We start from the raw sequence: 18,357 nt of genomic DNA, 5'->3' as shown, positions 1-18,357 counted from the left end.
AAACCATAAGTAACATCAGCAATAAAATTACCCAAAATAACAGCAATAATAATAATAAGAAATGTACTAACTGTTAGCACATAATCCCTTGCGCCGGCCGCTGAGTAAAGCAAGTAGCCTAATCCAGGTATTGCAAACATTGACTCAATGAATATACTATTACCGAAGAGCAAACCATAGGAGAAGAGCAGGGCTGTTAACTGGGGTAAGAGCACATTCTTACCAATGTATGAAGTTAATACTCGTCTTTCAGGGAGTCCTCTAGCCCTAGCCGTTAGGACGTAATCCTCCTTAGTTATATTCAGTGCTAGATTTCTTGTTCCAAAGGCCCAGCCTGGGAATAGTATTAAGAAGTAAGTTAAGATTGGCAACGTTAAATGCTTCAATAGACTGAGTATAAATGGTAAATTTAAGCCAGGTGTTAACCCCCTATCGTATAGTCCAGCAACTGGGAGAACCCTAATATATACTCCGAAAACTATTAGAAGTATGAGAGCTAGCATGTATGATGGTATTGAATTGAAGACGACTGACGTAACATTAATAGCAACATCAAGTTTACCCCTCTTTGATGCACTTATGAGCCCCAGTAAATAACCAAAGACGAACGCAAGCGTCAATGAGACAACAACTATTAGAATTGTCCATGGTGCTGCTGCGGCTATTAATACTATTGATGGTGATTTATATATCATTGAATATCCGAGATTACCATGAAGTATATTCCATAAGTATTGGAAATAACTAACTACGATATTTACATTAGGGTTATAGCCAGTCATTATTTCAGCTAGGTAAACAGCCTGTTGATATGGTACACCACTCCTTAGTAAGTTTGATAATGTTATTTCAAATGGATTGCCTGGCATTGAATGAATTATGAAGAAGGCTATTGATATCGCGGTGATTAATTGAGCAACAAGAAGCCCTATGGTTCTTAACACCCACATTAAATTCCCCTTACTAATTAGGGCTACCAAACCCGATTTCGGCATGGGCTTGTGTACTTATACTCAGCTTTATTAATTTTACTCGAACAAGTTTGATACTGTAAGATACGCATATTAGTGTTTGTCTTATTATATTTAGTTGAGCTCAGAATGATAGTAATGCATATAAGTCCTGAATTATATCTTAAACCCTATGAACACTAAGTTAATTGTGATAACGGCAGTGGTAATAGTAGCTATATTAGTAGTATTAGGTGTCTTGCTTTTAAAGCATAAGCCACCTATGAGGCAGATTCAAGAGTTACCAATTAATATGACTGGGTTAATTAACTTATGCCATTCAAGTCAATTCAACATTACACTAGTATCAACTAGTGCATCTCAGGCTTACTTGTCTAAGTTTGTAACCACATCAAGTGGCATGCAGTATAGGATTGAAAATAACCTGTATGATATGGGGGCATTTAACGGAATTTCATACTTAGCCTTTAACCCATTAACCGGCTCATTATGTTACTACGGTAATTTTACTAATGTTTACGATAAGGGTGTTGACTGGGCTTACCCAGAGGTAGTTATTGTTGGCTATAAGCCTTGGGATGGGTATCCGGTCTATAATTTGCGTAATCCTAACTTAACCTTACCAGCCAGGATAAGTGACCTGCTTCAACCTAATGGTGGTGGGTATGATTGGGTTAAGTTAACGTACTCTGTTGCATATGCCCCAAGTACGTTTCCTGAGGATTTCGCCTTTGACATATGGATTCTATATAATCCGAAGGAAGTTGGTACAATAACAAGACCCGACTTAGAGCTTATGATTTGGTTGTTCTTCAATAATACGAACATAACGTGGGCTAAGGTTGGTACTACTAAAATACCAATCATCGTTAATGGTGATTATAGGAATGTAACGTGGGCTGTTCTTGTATCATGTAACTTCCCATGGACTTACGTTGCAGTTATACCTCAGGATACTGGGAACACTACAATAGCTGGAGGATGGAGGACTGCGACGGTTGAATTCCAACTGGCTCCATTCTTAAATGCAATACTTCAATTCGTACCTAATAAGAAGTGTGGAACAGGTCTATCAAATTACCCCATTAAGGATGAGGCTTACCTAGAGAACTTAACAATGGTTGATATTGAACTGGGGATAGAGTTCGGTAATCAGTATATTAAGAGCGGCTCAGTGGGGTATTACCTTAAAGGTATTAGCATACTTAAAGAGAGATGAGGCGCGTAAGGTGTATTATGTGCTCATCTTTTAATCTTAAACTGAACACATGTTATCTTATTTCCTAGCCCGATTACACTTATGATGCAATGCATATTTTTAAAACTGGTTAGTGAATATGATTCAATGATTAATGGTATCACTAATAATGCGGTAATAGTGGGTACTATTGAGATGATACTTAATGGACAGGATGCTAGGTTAATTATCAATAGTGGCAATGTTAATGGAATCTTGGAAGCAATTGAGTTAGTTATACGAAGACATCCTGAGTGGAGTAATACACCGGTAAACATTGTAATGTTCAGCGATGGTTCAGTAACCGTGAGCGTTAAGCTGGGTTTAAGGACCCTAACCTTCACCTTAGTAAACATTAATAATGTTAAGTATAATACGCGGCAGTATTCAGTAATCCTTAATCGAGTAAGGCTAATGCAGGATTTAAGCCTAGTTGACGTGATTAAGGCATTTAAGAGCATTGTGACGCTCAACGATGAGGCTAAGGCAATAATAGCTGACCTACTTAACAGTAGCCTTAATTCACCTTACTGATACCCATGTTTCAATTAAGTACTAGATTGCCTATATTATTGCGAAGCTTATCACCTAATTCCCCACCATAGGGTAGGAGAGACCTTAGTTTAAAGCTTATTAAAACCCCAGTAAGTAGACTCGCCATGGCTAACCCCTGCAGGAAGTGGGAGGTTAAGCTTGAGGGTGCGGTTAAGGTTAATAATACTGTTAACCAGCTTAAGTTTAAGGAAAAGTTAACCGAGTGCGTTGCTTACACTGCTAGGTTAATGATTAAGGAGGATGAGAAGGCGTATAGGGAGATTGCTAATTATGGTATGGAGATTGCTAAGAAGTATAATATACCTGAGATTGAATACTACCTGAGAATCATTGAGAATGAGGCTAAGGCCGCTAAGGCTAAGGGGACTAAGGCAAGTGAAACTAAGCCTGAGGAGGGTAGTGAATCGTGAGTTTAACCAATCACTAAGTGTTCCTTTATCAACTTACCCTTACTTAACCTATCAGGTAAGAATGGCTCCATTAGGGGGCTTAGCTTACCGTCAAGCACGTACTCAGCCATTAACCTACCTGTTAATGGACCAAACATTAACCCATGACCACTGAAGCCTGCGGCTACATAAAGTCCCCTTGGCCATGAGTCTAACCTACCCATTATGTGACTGTTATCTGGCGTCACCTCGTAGTAGCCTGACCAAATCCTCATCACAGGTATCCTCCTTGATACTGGCATGGCCTCAACCATTGCCTTAGCCCAAGCCCTCAACCATCTTAACGTGTTGTTGAATGGCTTGAGGCCGGGCTCCTCATTAACCTCAATGGATCCAATAACCTCACCCCTCAGGGTTTGCCCAAAGTAAGCGTTGGTGTGAGTGTCTATTACTAGTGATGGCTCAATGAAGAACCTAACGGGCACGGTTATCCCTATCTCTTTCCTAACCGCGTTAATTGGTAATTCAACCCCAGCTGTCTTAAGGATTTCACTACTCCATGCCCCAGCAGTCACAATAACTGTCTTAGCGTTTATAACTGCCCCAACCCCCTCAACACCCTTAACCTCACCGTTAACTACACTTATCTTATTGATAGGGGTCTCATCAATTATTAAGGCCCCCATTTCCCTAAGCCTACTTAAGTAACCGTACATTAGGTAATCGTGATGTAGTTCACCATCCTGGGGACCGAAGGCTGCCCCAACGTAAAGCTTATGGTTAAGGTAAGGATACTTATTAGCTAATTCCCCACCATCCATTAACCTAACTGATACTCCTAGGGGTCTCCAAATACTGTTGTTAATCTCCTCGAAGCTCCTCATCGCCTCATCACTCCTAAATAACCAAAGGTACCCACCCCTCCTTATCATTGGGTTCCAGTTTAACTCACCCTTAATTCTCTTCAACTCCTTCACAGCCTCAATAGCGTACTTAGTGTTCTCAACATTACCGAACTGAACCCTAAACCTGGAGGCATTCCTAGTTGAACTACCACCGCCAATAATTCCCTTATCAACGAGGGCAACCTTAACACCCCTCTTAGCCAAATTATAGGCTGTTGCTAAGCCAACAACACCACCCCCAATCACTACCACGTCGGCATTATGCACTACTCGCCTAATCATTCTGCATCACCCAACGTGCCCAGGGGTATTGGGTTCAATGGTGGTCTTTGCTTAAAGAGCCCGAATTCGTATGGTTTCCTCCTCATTAACCTAGCTAGTATTAGGTTAGCGGTAATCATGCATAGTTTACCCTGGCATGCGCCTGTACCTAACCCAGTGGCCCTCTTAATATACTCCATTCTAGGCATCTTGAGTTCACGGTGCTTTGGAACCTCGTCATGGAGTACATTTATTTTAATCTCCTTTAACCCTAAGAACTCCTTAGTAACCCTAAGTAAGTCGCCTAGCGATACATCCTCACAGAAGCATATTAACTGGTCATCAGCCTTATCTAGGAAATACCAGTCACTAGCCCATTGAGGCACCTCAGGCACATTTGGTTCCTGGAAGTAACCAACCTCATGGAGACCCTTCTCAAGCCTATTGAAGGCATCTAGGATAGCTGGGTTACTGGTAACTAGCGCATTCTTGAACTCAGCAATAGCCCTATCAACCTCCTCAGGCTTAACTAAACCATATGCTGCGGCTATTGAGTACGCTGTGGCCTTGGCTTGGAGTGGAATAGTGGATAGGGGTATTATTCCTGTGACTTCACCAACAACGTACACGTTCTTTAACCCAATAACCTCCCCATCCCACTTATGCCTCGGCACTACACCGCTTAGTACAACGTCGTAGACTAGCTCGGCACCTAATTGGGCGAGGAGTTCAATTGCAGGTACCCTTATTGTGGATACTAGGGCGTCACCGGTTACTTCACCAGTAGTGAACTTCTTAGGTCCCTCAGGCACCTGGTACCTTAGCCTGAACCTAGTGCCCTCAACCTCGACGCCGCTTAAGTAAACACCCATTAATGTTCTTAAATCCTTCAAGTCACTAAGCTTACCTGTCCTAGGCTGTATTGCGTGATCAATGACCAGTGGGTTTAAGCCTAACTTAACTAGTTCCCTTGCAACCGCTAACCCCCATTCATCAGTACCATAAAGTACTGGCTCACCCTTAACTACACTTGCCTTAACTAGTTTAAGGTAAGTTAACCCAGTGTACATTAGTACCTTGTAGTTACCTGGAAACACAAGAGGAACCTCCCTTGATCCTGTAGCTAACACAAGCACCTTATAGTTAAACCTGAATAGGCTAGCTCCATCGAGTGAATGCCCAACGGCCGCATCCTCCAGGAACCCGTCTAAAACAACCCCCGTTAATACTCCATCGGTGAGCTTAGACTTAACCTCATTTACGTACCCCGAGACCTTGGATCCATTCTGGCCTTCTAATTCAACGTTCCTACCGCCTAATTCACCATTACCCTCAACAATAGTTACCTTTAATCCAAGCCTGCTTAACTCCATGGCTGTTATTAGGCCGCTTAATCCACCACCAACCACAAGTACATCAGTCGTCACATTGATTAACTTAGCCTTAGGTGGTTCAGGGAGTTGAGAGGCATCAACGTGCCTCATACCCTTAGCGAACCTAACTACAATAGGCCACGCAATCTTAACAAGCCTACTCCTAGGTAATACTGATGGCTTTGCTAGACTACTCATAAAGCCCATTAGACTGGATTGGGCATTAACTTGCCCTGCACATTGATTCAATGACCCATTACTAAGCCAGTAACCACTACACCACCACTCGCAGCAAATAAAACCCCTAACCTCACCAGTCCTTGGACTACTCAGCATCACTGGCTTACTTAATCGTCCCTGACCCTCACTAGCCATTGGTTAAGTTGAGAGTAGTAGGTTTAAAAGAACTAATCCCCCACTTACCTTTCCTAAGGTTGCATCCTCAGAAATAATACCCAGTGTTTTAAGCCTTAAACATTCACTTAAATGAAGACATTATTAGCCATAGTTAGCTAAGGTTAAGTACACTAGAGAATTAATGCATTGAATTTAGTGTCTTCTTTAATTCCCCATACTCCGCCTCTAGTTCATTACTCCACCTTACTCTCAGCCTTAATTCATCTATGCGCCTAATTAATTCCTTTATGATCAGTTTCACGTCATAAGCCGCCTCCTCCCTATTCCTATACTTCGACAGTGCCATGTCTGGGTCTGGCCCATTGTATTGATAATCATGGAGTTCGAGGACTGTGCTTGTCCATGCGGATAATTCATCGTGGCCTATTTCCTCAAGCATTTGGGATAGCGCCTTCATTCTATTTGTTGGAACCCTTGGCACCGCCTTCTCCATTAGCCACTTCCTATCCTCATCAGTCTTGGCATTTTTAACAAGTTTATCAAGTTCAAGTCTCAACAATGTGGCTAACAAGGCCCTCCAGGCTTGAAAAACCTTACCGGCAGCATTCCTAACAAGACCCTTATTGAGGAATTCAAGAGCCAGCTTACTCTCAATGATTGATTCAAGTAACCTAGCATTAATATAGTCCTCAGTAGTAGGCTTAGGCAAAGGTTTCTCAAGAGTCTCAGCACCCATCTTTAACCACATACAATAAGTCCCAATAGTCTTTAAATACCTGCCGCCTCCATATACAAGGGCTTAATAGATTCTTCCGTAGGCTTCGTATTACTAATTATTCACCAGTCACTTAAAGTACACGATGCGTTAAAAGTGTATATTCGTAATATTGACCCATAATACTTAATGGTTATTACCCTTACGTACTTAAAGTCTCGCTGTTCATGGTGGGGTTATTAGTGGGTATGTTTTCTTTCCTCTTCTGCTTCTTTAATGCTCGTGATTTGCTTCATCATTATATTGGTGATTGGGGTGAGGGGAATAGTCGTAAGGATTGAATATGCCTTAATAGGCGATGAGTTAATCGTTAGGGAGGACTTGAATGGATTAATCAAGGCATTGAGGAGGTTACCAAAGAACCACAGGACAAGACTCATTATGCTAGGCCTACTGGCTAGACTGGGAGGCATGGAGTACCAGTTAAGGTAATTAACCCTAAAGGCACATCAACAAAATGCCCAAAATGCGGCTTTGAGGAGGATAGAGACATCATAGCGATATTAAACCTATCCAAGATGAGGAGGACCCCCACAATAACCAATAACAACAGTGAGAACCCCCACCCTTCAAAGCAGGGAGGAGGTCAGCTTACTTGAGGAAGCTTTAAATATGAATAAAGTGCTTAATACCTTGTTGATTTATGGAGAAGAGAACTGAGAGTAAGGGGGAGGTTAGGAGGAGTGAGGGGATTGAGAGGGAGGCCTTTGGTATTGGGGTTCTTGATGATGCTCTTGAGGGTGGTTTACCCAGGGGTACTTGGACAGTGGTCACTGGTGAGCCTGGTGTTGGGAAGAGTATACTATGCATGCACTTCGCCTGGCGTGGCTTGGATGATGGTGAACCCGTAATCTACGTTACCACTGAGACTAGTTTCCGTGACGTGACTAGGCAGGCTAAGCAATTCAACATGGATCTCACTCAATTTAAGCCAATCAACCTAAGTGACGTATTGAGTGGTAGGGTTAAGCCTGAGAACACTAAGCTAGTTGTCATCGACTTATTTGGCTTGTATAGGCAGTATAGGGAAATGGTTAAGGAGGCTGGAGAAGAGGGTAGGAAGCCATCTAGGGCTCTTAGTATTGAGGTTCTCGAGGGCGCTGTTAGGAGGGCTTACGAGGCTCTTGGCTTCGAGGAGGGTAGGGTTAGTGAACCCAGTAGGCTAATCATTGACTCTATGACTGCCTTTTGGGCTGATAAGCCAGCTATGGCTAGGGCTTATAGTTATAGGCTTAGGCAGGACTTGTATAGGAGTAATATTACTGCCTTACTCGTGAGCCAATACGCACCCACGACTGAGGCTAGCTTTGGTTTTGGGCTTGAGCATATTGCTGATGGTATAATACACATGTGGATGGATAAGGTTGAGCAAGCTAGGACGATAAGGAGGTGGTTAATAATAAAGAAAATGAGGTTAACGAATCACGCCAAGGACGCATACCAAGTAGATATACAGCCAGGTAAGGGATTAATACTCATTGAGACTAATAAAACCTAGCGTATGTATAAGAACTAGAGGAAACACATAATTAATGTGATAGGGTTTGTAAATCTTCAAAGACAAATGACACAATATCTGTAAGTATTGTTATCCCTAAGAGGCTTTACGATGAGGCTACTAGGAGAGACATTGATGCTGAGGAAGTTATTGCATACGCATTAATGATTAAACTTAACCTGGGCGCAAACTTAACTACTAATATTAGGCTTGGGTCAACTAGGCATTATCCCAATGAAGGTAAGACTCTCATTGATAAGGACCCTATTCAAGCTGGTGAGAAACTCTAAAGGCTGTTAAGGTTAGGTTACCTTTAATTGAGAGGATCATTAATGAGGCAATAAGAATTATTAAACCTAACCGAGTACTGTGACATAAGCTTGACCACGTATGGTTAAGTTCCTTGTGTTGGGCCTAGGATTCATAGCAATGCATGTTGCTGAGGAGTTATCTAAATTGGGGCAGGTTACTGTAACGTATAGGTCATTGAGCGGTGTTAATAGTGTTTATGCAGAAATATTGAGGGGTACTGTTGAGCTCGCTGAGCTTAATCCACTTACTGATGAGGATAAGTTAAGGAGCCTAATTAAGAATTCTGATACGGTAATTAACCTAATAGGCGCATTAAGCAATGATGCTCAACTCCTCAAGACTGTTCACGTAACTATCCCTAAGCAGGTAGCCTCATTAATAGCGGGGTACTCACCATCAACAATGCTCATACACATTAGCGCATCTAATGTCATGGGGCCTGTGGGTAAATTCATTACAGAGGAACCTAGGCATTGCGAGGGAGCTAAGCCATCAACACCCTATGAGGAGACCAAGTGCCTTGGTGAGCAAGTAATTTACTCAATATCTCAATCCGCGGGTTTCCCGCTTGCCATAATTAGGCCAACCTTAGTGTATGGTAAGTACAATGCACACCCTCAATTCCTCCAAATATATAATGTAGCCAGGAGGGGTATTGTACCTAGGATTAAAGTTAGGTTAATGGCCATTAGCGCTGTTAAACTTGCGGAGTTAGTGGTTAAGCTGCATGAGCTGAGGCCCAGGGGCCTTTACCTATACGCCACTGAGTGTGAGCCGGTTGAGGTGACAAGGTTTTTTGAAGTCATGGTGAAGGCGCTTGGGAAGAGGCCATTAAGGGTTCCAGTGCCTGATGCCCTGCTTAAGTTAGCCTTACCGAGTGATGTTAAGCCGCTGTTTAAGTACGTTAATGTGGTTTACAGTTGCGTAAAGGCTAAGGAACTGGTAGGTGACTTAAGGTTCATGGAGGATGAGGTTCGTGGAAACGCATTATTCATTAAGGAACTTAAGGAGAAGGGAGTGTTAAGGTGAAGTATACGTAATAGTATCCAATGAGCTATTACTTAATAACCCTCGGGCATAGGCTGAATTATGAGCATTAACCTAAGTGGTAAGGTAATACTAATAACTGGGGTTACCCACGGAATTGGGGAGGCTACTGGTAGGTTACTGAGGCAATTGGGTGCTGTGGTTTACGGTGTTGGTAGGGATGAGGCTAAGGGTAGGTTGCTTGAGTCTGAGGCTGGTATAGTGTTTAGGAGGGTTGACCTGTCAAGGAGGAGTGAAGTATTGGATTTCATTAAGTGGTTTGAATCCGAGGTTGGGGTTATTCATGCCTTAATCAATAATGCCTCAAGGAACTCAAGGTTCAGCATCCTTAACACGACGTTGGAGGAGTGGGATAGTATGATTGAACTTAACTTAACTGCGCCATTTCTACTTTCCCAAATGGCTGCTAGGTTAATGATTAAAAACGGCATTAGAGGTAAGATAATTAATGTGGCTGCCATACAGGCCCACTTCCCCCTTGAATCATCATTCCCCTACGTAACCACTAAGGGTGGTTTAGTGGCGATGACCAGGAGTATGGCTGTTGATTTAGGTAAGCATGGTATACAGGTAATAACTGTAACCCCAGGGCCAGTGTACGTTAAGGGTGGGGAAGTGCCGAGGAGCCTTGATGATAATGCGGCAACGTTAATAGGCAGGATGGGTAGACCAATGGAGGTTGCTTGGTTAATAGCATTCCTAGTGTCTGACCTAAACACATTCATGACGGGTAATGAAATAATTATAGATGGGGGTAGGGTAATAAGTAGGAAACCGGATCCAAGGGAAGTAACCACTGGTGAAGTTTAAGCGCACTTAATACATCATTTAAGTATTTTTCAGTATCTTTCCTCATTTATCTGTTCGAGAGTTTTAAACCTAGTCTCCGTGCCTGCAATGTACCATACCAATGCCGCTACAAAGCCTAAGCCCCATAATCCTGCATTGTAAAGTAGGTATTCATTTAACGTGAAGCTTGCGGTAAAGAAGATTGATGCTATGTAGATTACGTAGGCTGAGGCTCTAACTACAGCAATACCCATTGATCTGAATTTAGTTGGGAATAGCTCAGGTTCGAGTATTATTCTTGCAGCCCACCCCAATTCCCCAAAGATACCGTTAACGAAGAGCAGTAGTAGGAAGGCCAATAGGCTGTGGGGTATAAGCAGTATTTGCGGTATGAATGCTAGCATTGTTACGAATCCACCTAAGTATGATATCAACGTGAATTGCTTAACCTTAATTCTCCTAAACATGAAAATCCCCACCACACCACCTAGGGTCTCCCCGATATTATATAGCAAAACTATCCACGGTGTTAACGTAGGGAACAGGTAAGGCCCCATCACTAGGGCCAGTAGGGCGTATGTGAGGACAATGGTTATTGCTAGGGACACTAATATGAATAATCTTAACCTTAGGTTGCTTAAATTCAGACCGCCACTGGGTTCATGCTTGAAGATTATCCAACGATACGATTCAGGTATCATTAACCTAGTGACCAGCATGATGATTAACGCCACTCCCAGTGTTACCCCGAAGAATTCCTTCTGAAGGTTAACGGACATACCGGTCACCAACGCTAAAGCAGCTGCCACGGCCGCGCCTAGGTTAGCTATATTGGTGACACCAACCAGGACCTCCTCCCTCCTCTTGATCGGCATCATCTCAGCTAAGTAGGCTAATGTTGTGGGTTCTTCACCACCGAGGCCAAACTCAGCCAAAGCTATACCGGCTATTAGCGTATATATGTTTTCAGAAAACACTATCAGCAATGTACCAACGCCGTAAAGCGCAAGGGTAAGCATAAACGTATACTTCCTACCATACCCGTCTGAAAGCTTACCCACTGTTAAGTTACCTATAGTTAAGGCCACGGGGGCTGAGACCAGAACATACCCAACCATACTCTGTGGCACAAAAGACCACCGGGTAGTTAAGGGGGCTAGGGCTAGTAGGAAACCCCATAAAAACATGCCCAGGGATACCGAAACTATGGCAAGCAACTGATGCCTACTTATCTTACCTTCATCTATGCTCTTCAGGATTCCTTTATCTAAACCACCGAATCTATTCATAAGTTATTGATTACCAATAATTAATTTATAAACATTGTGCCTCCCCTAATAACTAGTAACCAATACTTCTCATTAATCAGAGGATCAATGACTAATTAAGGACCTTAGCGTTAAATGAACTGTAATCTAAAAGCTCACATGCCATATAGTTAACTTAAAGTATTATCATTAACATAAATTATTTAAATCTCACTAGGTAGAAAGCACTGATGATTGATGCTGTTGTTTTTGCTTTTGTTGGATTGTCTGTTACTGTGATTGGTATGCTTGGTGGTGCCTTGTATTGGCTTGGTGGTAAGTTTAGGGAGATTGACTTAAGATTCCAACAAATAGATGATAGATTTAAGCAAGTTGATTTAAGATTCCAACAAATGGATGAAAGATTCAAGCAGATGGGTGAAAGACTCAATGATATGGAGAACAGGCTTAAGGCCATTGGTGAGAGGTTTAATGAGATGGATAATAGGTTTAAGCAGTCTGATGAGAAGTTTAAGTCAATTGATGAGAGGCTCAATCAGGTGAATAATAGTATTAATGAGTTAAGAAATTACGTGGATTTAAGGTTTAATGAATTAAAAAGCTACGTGGACTTAAAATTCAATGAATTGAAGAATTACACTGATTCGAGGTTTAGTGAATTGAGGGATTACATTGATGGTAGATTTAAGGATGTTGACGCTAGGTTTAATCAATTGGGTAATAGGGTTGATAGGGTTAGTGAGGCCTTTGGGGATTACCAGGAGTTTTTCGTTGAATTCCTAACTACTGAGGGTGTTATTAAGAGGGATAAGGCTGATATGGTTAGGAATGAGGCTAAGAGGATTATGAGACTGATTAGGATTAACCCATTAAGTAGGGAGGAGTATGAGAGGCTTAAGGAGCTTCTCGATAAGGATGATTTAACTTATGAGGAGGCTGTTGAGTTGAGGGACTTAGCTAGGAAGATAATTAAGGAGTACGGTGAATACCCAGAAGCCTGGAAACTACACATATACGCATCAATAATGGTTGGTTTAGCAATGTTGAAGAAGGGTAAGGAGGAGAAGTAACTAGTCTAGTACTGATGGGGGGTTAAACCCTACTTCCATAGGCTTCTGAAGTATGGTTCAATGCATCTCCTGAAGATTAACCAGTAGACGTCACTATTTGGCTTAAGCCTAATGTAGCTTAAGGGTGGTTTAAAACCAGGAATCATACTGATTAACTGATCTAGGGTAAGTGGCTTAATGCATCTTCTCGGTTCTGAAACAATAATCATCATTCCATCCCTATCCTCATCAATGTAATTCCAATCCCCCTCCCTTAACCCAAGATCCCCAAGACCACTGGCAATCCTCATTAACTCACTCCTCCTCCCAATGTAAACCCTCCCAGCCTTAAAGAACCCCTCAATGGCCTTCCTTGGTGATGATAAGTAAAGGACCACGGTGTCCCCTGGGGTTATTGGACCATTCACAAGTCTCCTCAACTCAGCCCTCTTCCTACCATCCAGTATTGCATCACCAAAGCCCGGCTTAATCGACATTAGGATTAACTCCATTTAGGCAGTAGGCCGTAATTATTGCTTAAAACCTTAATGCCTAGTTTAAACCCTGGGATCTTGGTTAAGGATTTAAGCCCACTGCGGAGCGTGGACTGTGCCCATACTCTGCATAACTGGTTTACCTGGTTCAGGGAAGTCCACTGTGAGCAGTATATTGGCTGAAATGGGTTTTAGGGTTATTGTAATGGGTGATTACGTTAGGAGGGAGGCTGAGAAAATGGGGGTTAGTAGTAATGAGGCTGCAACTAGGCTTAGGGTAATGTATGGTTCAAGGATCATTGCGAGGCTTGTGCTGGAGGATTTACGTAGGCTTAATGATGGTAAGGTAGTTATTGAGGGGCTTAGGAGTAGGGAGGAGTATGAGGCCTTCAGGGAGGGGTTGGGTGAGGTTAAGTTAATATTCACTGTGGCCAGCCTTGGGGTTAGGTTTAGGAGATTGGCCAGTAGGGGTAGGCCTGATGACCCTAAGAGCCTGGGTGATTTAATGGCTAGGGATTACAGGGAGCTTGCCTTCGGCTTAGGGGACTTGATTGGCTTAGCTGATTACGTTATAGTTAATGAGGGGTTAAGCATAGAGGACTTGAGGAGTAGGGTAGCTTTAATAGTGAGGGAGGTTTACGGTGAACCTAATGCTGGGTGAAGTTGAGGTTGAGGTTTACGCTGAGGTTAAGCCCACTGAGAGTGAGGTTAAGGTTAAGAGGGCCATCTTAAACATTGTTGAGTTCGATGAGTTGGAGGTCATTGAGGTTAATGGGGTTAGGTACGTTCACGGTAAGGCTAAGGGCTTGAATTACCTGAGTAGGCTTAGGGATTTGATAAGGAAGGAGAGGATTAGGGACACTGCAAGGGATTTACTCAACCACAGTGTGGTGGGTGATGAAATCATCATTAACGTTAATAAGCAGGCAGCCTACGTTGGGGTACTCTCCTTCGCCATGGGTGAGGTGGAGAGTCCACTAGGCCCAATAACAATAAGGGTTAGGGCAAGTAACCCACAACAGTTGATAATGTGGTTAACCTCAGGTTGAGTCACCTAGGGCTTCAACAATGAGTAAGGCTAATGCAGTGGCTTCACTTGCCGCGGCAGGCTTCGCAGTATCATGGGCATCAATACTAATAATCTGGAGTGGGTTAAACCCAATTTCAGTATCCTTCTGGAGAACCACCCTCGCCGCATTAGCATTAGCACCACTCACGGTTAGGGACTTGAGGAGGCATGGCTTAAACACCCCCATTAAGTTGATTACATTAGGTGGCCTCGCCTTAGCCGTACACTTCATGACCTGGGTAACCTCACTATACTACACTACAGTTGCCATGAGCGTTACCATAGTTTCCACTTACGTGGTCTTCACAATACCCATTACCCTAGCCCTTGGGAGGAGGGTTAGTGGCTTAACAATGACTGGGGCTGCGTTAGCGTTAATGGGTGTGGCGGCCATGATGTACTCATCCTATGGTTTAAGTGAAGGTAACCTACTGGGTGATGCCTTAGCCTTAATTGGATCCGTGTCTGGGGCTTTTTACTTCACAATTGGTGAGTTAGCTAGGGTTAAGTCACCCACCTCAATCTACTCAACCCTAGTTTACGCCTCCGCAGCCTTATTCACTGCGCCTGTGGCTTTACTCATGGGGGTTAACTTAACCATACCTAATTCTAGGGCGTTAATCATGGTTACCCTAATAGTGGCTGGACCCATGTTAATGGGCCACACGCTACTGAACTACTCCCTAAAGTACCTATCAGCCACCGTGGTTTCAACGGTAACACTCATTGAGCCCGTTGGCTCAACAATACTGGCTTACCTACTTCTTCACCAGGCCGTTGGGTTAATGGAGGCTGCGGCAATGGTGGTAACGTTAATTGGGGTTTACTTGTCAATAAGGGGTGGGTTGTGAGGCATTATGGTTGGGATTGACCAATGGGTACCCTGAACTCCTCCCAACTGACTGGTAGGTCCTCATCAGGCTTCAACTCCCCCCTCTCCCTAAGCACTTGCCTAGCCAGTAGCCAGAAGACTAGGGCTAGGCTGTTCCTACCCTTATTATTGCAGGGTATCATCAAGTCTATGAAGGTTGGGTCACTGTCAGTGTCCACTAGGGCTATTACCGGTATACCTGTTAATGAGGCTTCATTAATGGCCTGGAAGTCTGTCTTAGGGTCAGCAACCATGAGTAGGTCAATGTCAATGTGGTGGGCTAGGTAGGGGTTAGTTAAGGTACCTGGAATTAACCTACCGGTTACTGGTAGGCAGCCTACGAACTTGCAGAACATTTGAATGGGCTTGAAGGCGTAGGGCTTGGTGGAGTGGACCATTACCCTCGACGGCTGATACCTAGTTATCATCCTTGCAGCAATCCTAATCCTCTCATCAATCCTCTTCAGGTTAAATATCCTTAACCCATCAGGCCTAACAGTGAATATGAACCCCCTCTCCTGAAGGTAACCGTTAGAGACCCTTGCACCCAACCTAACTGCAGCAGCCATATACCTCTCAACCGGTACTAAATACTCCTCCCCCTGCTCAGGTTGCTTACTTTCATTACTCATTAAGAACCCAAGTGCCGGCTTTATTTAAATTTTAGCATAATGAGGAGTACAGAACCTTAACCATAAACTTTAGGGAAAAGGAATTGAAAAAGAAAAAGGGGAATTTAATTAAGTGTTTTTAAGCCTCATTATTCTTACTTAGCGCCTGGTCCAAATAAGCCGCCTGCTAACCTCCTCCTCCTCCAGTTACCGTACTCCATCAGTAGCACCACTATTATTATTATCACTATCAGTATTATGACTGCTATCAGTATTAGCGTGCTTAACGGTACGAATGCACCGAATATCACGTAGCCACTTATTGGTACTATAGCCCTAATGCTCATTACTGAACCAACGGTTGGCGTCACGGTGGTTGAGTTGGTGACACCGTAGGCGCTGACGCTAACAGTGTATGATACGCCACCTGGCACTATGACGCTTAATGAACCAACACCAGCAGCAACCTGCTTACCACTGTAGGTTACCGCTATCTGCGCATTACTCAACTGCACTCCATTAGCAGTGTATGCTGCAATACTCAACTGGCTAACTGGCACACTAACTGATGCCTGTGAACCAGTGCCAACACTGAATGATATTGGTGACAGTGGTACACCGCTAACGTTACCAACCAGCGTGTACGTGCCGGCTGGCACAACGATACTGACGTCACTGGCTGAACCACTGGCTATTGTCCTACCACTGTACTGTAGGGCTAGTGAGTAGCTGCTTGGTATTAGGCCGCCTGCGAAGGTTACTGCAACCTTACCCACTGGTATCGTGGCTGAGGCTATTTGCCCAGCAGCCACTGATACGCTTAATGCTGGTACTGGTACACCACTCACTACACCGCTTATACTGTAGGTACCGGCTGGTACAACTATGCTAACTGCGCTTGCTGAGCCACTGGCAATGGTCATGCCATTGTACGTTAAGTTCAGCGTGTAGCTACTTGGCACGTAACCACCTGCGAAGCCTACGGCTATCTTACCCACTGGTAATGTGACTGATGCCACTGAACCGGCGCCAACGGTGAAGCTCATTGCTGATAATGGTACGCCATCAATGGTACCGTTTATGCTGTATGTGCCGGCTGGCACAACAACACTAACGTCGCTAGCACCACCGCTTGCTATAACCATACCATTGTATATTAGGTTCAGCGTGTAGCTACTTGGTGTTAAACCACTGGCGAAGCCCACTGCAACCTTACCTACTGGTATCGTGACTGGTGTAGTGGTGCCGTTAGCCACGGACACTGGTATGGCTGATATTGGTACACCGGTGATTACACCAGTTAAACTGTATGTGCCTGGTGGTAGCACTATGCTGACGTCGCTGGCTGAGCCACTGGCAATAACCATGCCGTTATAAGTCAGGTTCAGCGTGTAGCTTACTGGTGTTAAGCCACCTGAGAATTGGACGGCTAGGGCGCCTGCTGGGGCTATTAGGCTCTGCACTGCACCATTCATTATTGTTGCGCTTAGGCTCTCCGGCACACCCTGTATTGCTACGTCAACGGCATAGCTTGTGCCTGATGGACTGTTAACAGGCAGTACGAAGGTGCCTGGCAGTGAACCAGTGGTGACTTGGGTTGTACCATAGAATATTGTTACCGCAGTCTGCTCACTGGGCAGTGGCTTCAGGGCTGGGGTCACTGTTAATGCACCAGCTGGTACAGTGTACTGTAGTGGTGCTGAGGCGTTGCTGACGGTTAATGTGTATACCTTAGTTGAGTAGGTGCCTATTGGAACACCCATCCACTGTATAGTCGTCACATTAACTGTGGCGCCAGTGACGCTTATCGGTAGTACTGGTGTGGTTACGGTGCCGCTTGATGGTACTGTGAATGTTCCTGAGAACACCTGCATTGTTGATGGAGCACCAATGCTTGGCGTACCTATTCCAGTGGTACCAACACTGTACACTGGCTCAGTTACGGTCAACGCTAGGTTTGCGCCGGTTGGTATTGTACCAACGCTTGTCAACGTGCTTAGTGATAAGCCTGTGCTGACGCCAACAGTCACTGGGGTTAACACTGCCCTCAACGTTACGCTGAATACTCCACTTGGCACAGTGGCGCCACGCTGTATACTGTATGTTGCATTACCAACCTCAACGTAGCCAACACCCGGCACGTAGTAGTAGGCTACCACGTAGAAGCTTGTTGAAGGCACTTGGCTATAGACTGTGGTACCTATCTTAGACACCCTGGCATCGTATATGGTGGCTGAACCACTGGTGCCCGTGGTGGTTATGCTCTCAAACTCAACACCATTAGCGGTTGAGTCATACGTCACCACGGTAGCGTTGCTGACGGGTTGTCCACCAACAGTCTCAACGGTCACAGTCATGGCGTAGACGTAAGTCCTAACGCCAATAGCCGCAAATGAGTCACCAAGCTGGTAAACGTCATTAGGCACACTGGTATCGTATATGTCTATGAAGTAGTACTGCTTCGGGTTAAGTAACCATAATGGGTAACTATCGTACCAGAACACCGCAATCCTAACCGGTGGAGTA

At 44.1% G+C, this 18,357-nt stretch carries 18 protein-coding genes and 1 pseudogene; 11 read left to right on the top strand and 8 right to left on the bottom strand.

What is annotated here, in order from left to right; all coding sequences use genetic code 11:
- The coding region (locus Q0C29_RS05865) for an ABC transporter permease (RefSeq protein ID WP_291999729.1) at window positions 1-995 on the bottom strand (995 nt) is incomplete at its 3' end.
- Between the two features lie 148 nt (window positions 996-1,143).
- Between Q0C29_RS05865 and Q0C29_RS05860 the strand changes: the two genes are divergently transcribed.
- The 3 genes from Q0C29_RS05860 (at window position 1,144) to Q0C29_RS05850 (ending at window position 3,173) form a co-directional block, all read left to right on the top strand.
- Window positions 1,144-2,190 carry a hypothetical protein gene (locus Q0C29_RS05860; RefSeq protein ID WP_291999728.1) on the top strand — a complete coding sequence of 349 codons (1,047 nt, stop codon included), beginning with the start codon at window positions 1,144-1,146 and terminating at the stop codon, window positions 2,188-2,190.
- Window positions 2,191-2,316: 126 nt separating this feature from the next.
- Entirely contained in the window at window positions 2,317-2,742 is a 426-nt protein-coding gene (locus Q0C29_RS05855) for a hypothetical protein (protein ID WP_291999727.1), read from the top strand.
- A 125-nt stretch (window positions 2,743-2,867) separates the two neighbouring features.
- Complete coding sequence (locus Q0C29_RS05850) at window positions 2,868-3,173, top strand: hypothetical protein (protein WP_291999726.1); 306 nt, start codon at window positions 2,868-2,870, stop codon at window positions 3,171-3,173.
- A 2-nt stretch (window positions 3,174-3,175) separates the two neighbouring features.
- Here the strand turns inward: Q0C29_RS05850 and Q0C29_RS05845 are convergent, their stop codons facing one another.
- The 3 genes from Q0C29_RS05845 to Q0C29_RS05835 form a co-directional block, all read right to left on the bottom strand.
- A complete protein-coding gene (locus Q0C29_RS05845) occupies window positions 3,176-4,339 on the bottom strand; it encodes an FAD-binding oxidoreductase (RefSeq protein WP_291999725.1) in 1,164 nt (387 codons plus the stop codon).
- A complete protein-coding gene (locus Q0C29_RS05840; protein WP_291999724.1) occupies window positions 4,336-6,066 on the bottom strand; it encodes an FAD-dependent oxidoreductase in 1,731 nt (576 codons plus the stop codon). The genes Q0C29_RS05845 and Q0C29_RS05840 overlap by 4 nt, the downstream gene beginning before the upstream one ends.
- Before the next feature lie 160 nt (window positions 6,067-6,226).
- The gene (locus tag Q0C29_RS05835) at window positions 6,227-6,784 is read right to left on the bottom strand and encodes a PaREP1 family protein (protein ID WP_291999723.1); all 558 of its coding nucleotides are present in this window, start codon (window positions 6,782-6,784) and stop codon (window positions 6,227-6,229) included.
- Window positions 6,785-7,078: 294 nt separating this feature from the next.
- Between Q0C29_RS05835 and Q0C29_RS05830 the strand changes: the two genes are divergently transcribed.
- From Q0C29_RS05830 to Q0C29_RS05815, 4 genes are all read left to right on the top strand, one after another.
- The gene (locus tag Q0C29_RS05830) at window positions 7,079-7,255 is read left to right on the top strand and encodes a hypothetical protein (protein WP_291999722.1); all 177 of its coding nucleotides are present in this window, start codon (window positions 7,079-7,081) and stop codon (window positions 7,253-7,255) included.
- Between the two features lie 211 nt (window positions 7,256-7,466).
- The gene (locus Q0C29_RS05825) at window positions 7,467-8,321 is read left to right on the top strand and encodes a KaiC domain-containing protein (RefSeq protein WP_291999721.1); all 855 of its coding nucleotides are present in this window, start codon (window positions 7,467-7,469) and stop codon (window positions 8,319-8,321) included.
- A gap of 390 nt (window positions 8,322-8,711) precedes the next feature.
- Window positions 8,712-9,662: an NAD(P)-dependent oxidoreductase gene (locus tag Q0C29_RS05820; protein WP_291999720.1), complete on the top strand. Its 951-nt coding sequence runs from the start codon at window positions 8,712-8,714 to the stop codon at window positions 9,660-9,662.
- A 57-nt stretch (window positions 9,663-9,719) separates the two neighbouring features.
- Window positions 9,720-10,490: an SDR family NAD(P)-dependent oxidoreductase gene (locus Q0C29_RS05815; protein ID WP_367173634.1), complete on the top strand. Its 771-nt coding sequence runs from the start codon at window positions 9,720-9,722 to the stop codon at window positions 10,488-10,490.
- 29 nt (window positions 10,491-10,519) lie between these two features.
- On the opposite strand, the gene Q0C29_RS05810 is transcribed toward Q0C29_RS05815, so the two are convergent.
- Window positions 10,520-11,758: an MFS transporter gene (locus Q0C29_RS05810; RefSeq protein ID WP_291999718.1), complete on the bottom strand. Its 1,239-nt coding sequence runs from the start codon at window positions 11,756-11,758 to the stop codon at window positions 10,520-10,522.
- A gap of 209 nt (window positions 11,759-11,967) precedes the next feature.
- Between Q0C29_RS05810 and Q0C29_RS05805 the strand changes: the two genes are divergently transcribed.
- Window positions 11,968-12,807, top strand: a complete 840-nt coding sequence (locus Q0C29_RS05805) for a hypothetical protein (RefSeq protein ID WP_291999717.1) — start codon at window positions 11,968-11,970, stop codon at window positions 12,805-12,807.
- A gap of 29 nt (window positions 12,808-12,836) precedes the next feature.
- Here the strand turns inward: Q0C29_RS05805 and Q0C29_RS05800 are convergent, their stop codons facing one another.
- Entirely contained in the window at window positions 12,837-13,298 is a 462-nt protein-coding gene (locus Q0C29_RS05800) for a hypothetical protein (RefSeq protein ID WP_291999716.1), read from the bottom strand.
- Window positions 13,299-13,395: 97 nt separating this feature from the next.
- Here Q0C29_RS05800 and Q0C29_RS05795 point away from each other — a divergent pair, with 97 nt between their 5' ends.
- The 3 genes from Q0C29_RS05795 to Q0C29_RS05785 are packed head-to-tail and all read left to right on the top strand — an operon-like array spanning window position 13,396 to window position 15,200.
- Window positions 13,396-13,941 (top strand): AAA family ATPase, encoded by a 546-nt coding sequence (locus tag Q0C29_RS05795; RefSeq protein WP_291999715.1) that lies wholly within the window; start codon window positions 13,396-13,398, stop codon window positions 13,939-13,941.
- Window positions 13,931-14,329, top strand: a complete 399-nt coding sequence (locus tag Q0C29_RS05790; protein WP_291999714.1) for an RNA-binding domain-containing protein — start codon at window positions 13,931-13,933, stop codon at window positions 14,327-14,329. Before Q0C29_RS05795 ends, Q0C29_RS05790 begins: the two co-directional genes overlap by 11 nt.
- A gap of 19 nt (window positions 14,330-14,348) precedes the next feature.
- Window positions 14,349-15,200 carry a DMT family transporter gene (locus Q0C29_RS05785; protein WP_291999713.1) on the top strand — a complete coding sequence of 284 codons (852 nt, stop codon included), beginning with the start codon at window positions 14,349-14,351 and terminating at the stop codon, window positions 15,198-15,200.
- Between the two features lie 4 nt (window positions 15,201-15,204).
- On the opposite strand, the gene rpsB is transcribed toward Q0C29_RS05785, so the two are convergent.
- Together rpsB and Q0C29_RS05775 are read right to left on the bottom strand one after the other, a co-directional pair.
- Window positions 15,205-15,852 carry a 30S ribosomal protein S2 gene (gene rpsB / locus Q0C29_RS05780; RefSeq protein WP_291999712.1) on the bottom strand — a complete coding sequence of 216 codons (648 nt, stop codon included), beginning with the start codon at window positions 15,850-15,852 and terminating at the stop codon, window positions 15,205-15,207.
- A 134-nt stretch (window positions 15,853-15,986) separates the two neighbouring features.
- Window positions 15,987-18,357: pseudogene (locus Q0C29_RS05775) on the bottom strand (hypothetical protein); the annotation flags it as partial.

This window comes from Caldivirga sp. (genome assembly GCF_023256255.1).
Lineage (GTDB): Archaea > Thermoproteota > Thermoprotei > Thermoproteales > Thermocladiaceae > Caldivirga.
The sequence above is the reverse complement of the archived record's forward strand: the minus strand, read 5'-3'. Positions and strand labels throughout refer to the sequence as shown.

Bases quoted from the DNA above. Each gene is read 5' to 3' on its own strand.
- Q0C29_RS05860 (WP_291999728.1), top strand. From the start codon at position 1,144: ATGAACACTAAGTTAATTGTGATAACGGCAGTGGTAATAGTAGCTATA.
- Q0C29_RS05855 (WP_291999727.1), top strand. From the start codon at position 2,317: ATGATTAATGGTATCACTAATAATGCGGTAATAGTGGGTACTATTGAG.
- Q0C29_RS05850 (WP_291999726.1), top strand. From the start codon at position 2,868: ATGGCTAACCCCTGCAGGAAGTGGGAGGTTAAGCTTGAGGGTGCGGTT.
- Q0C29_RS05845 (WP_291999725.1), bottom strand. From the start codon at position 4,339: ATGATTAGGCGAGTAGTGCATAATGCCGACGTGGTAGTGATTGGGGGT.
- Q0C29_RS05840 (WP_291999724.1), bottom strand. From the start codon at position 6,066: ATGGCTAGTGAGGGTCAGGGACGATTAAGTAAGCCAGTGATGCTGAGT.
- Q0C29_RS05835 (WP_291999723.1), bottom strand. From the start codon at position 6,784: ATGGGTGCTGAGACTCTTGAGAAACCTTTGCCTAAGCCTACTACTGAG.
- Q0C29_RS05825 (WP_291999721.1), top strand. From the start codon at position 7,467: ATGGAGAAGAGAACTGAGAGTAAGGGGGAGGTTAGGAGGAGTGAGGGG.
- Q0C29_RS05820 (WP_291999720.1), top strand. From the start codon at position 8,712: ATGGTTAAGTTCCTTGTGTTGGGCCTAGGATTCATAGCAATGCATGTT.
- Q0C29_RS05810 (WP_291999718.1), bottom strand. From the start codon at position 11,758: ATGAATAGATTCGGTGGTTTAGATAAAGGAATCCTGAAGAGCATAGAT.
- Q0C29_RS05805 (WP_291999717.1), top strand. From the start codon at position 11,968: ATGATTGATGCTGTTGTTTTTGCTTTTGTTGGATTGTCTGTTACTGTG.
- Q0C29_RS05800 (WP_291999716.1), bottom strand. From the start codon at position 13,298: ATGGAGTTAATCCTAATGTCGATTAAGCCGGGCTTTGGTGATGCAATA.
- Q0C29_RS05790 (WP_291999714.1), top strand. From the start codon at position 13,931: ATGCTGGGTGAAGTTGAGGTTGAGGTTTACGCTGAGGTTAAGCCCACT.
- Q0C29_RS05785 (WP_291999713.1), top strand. From the start codon at position 14,349: ATGAGTAAGGCTAATGCAGTGGCTTCACTTGCCGCGGCAGGCTTCGCA.
- rpsB (WP_291999712.1), bottom strand. From the start codon at position 15,852: ATGAGTAATGAAAGTAAGCAACCTGAGCAGGGGGAGGAGTATTTAGTA.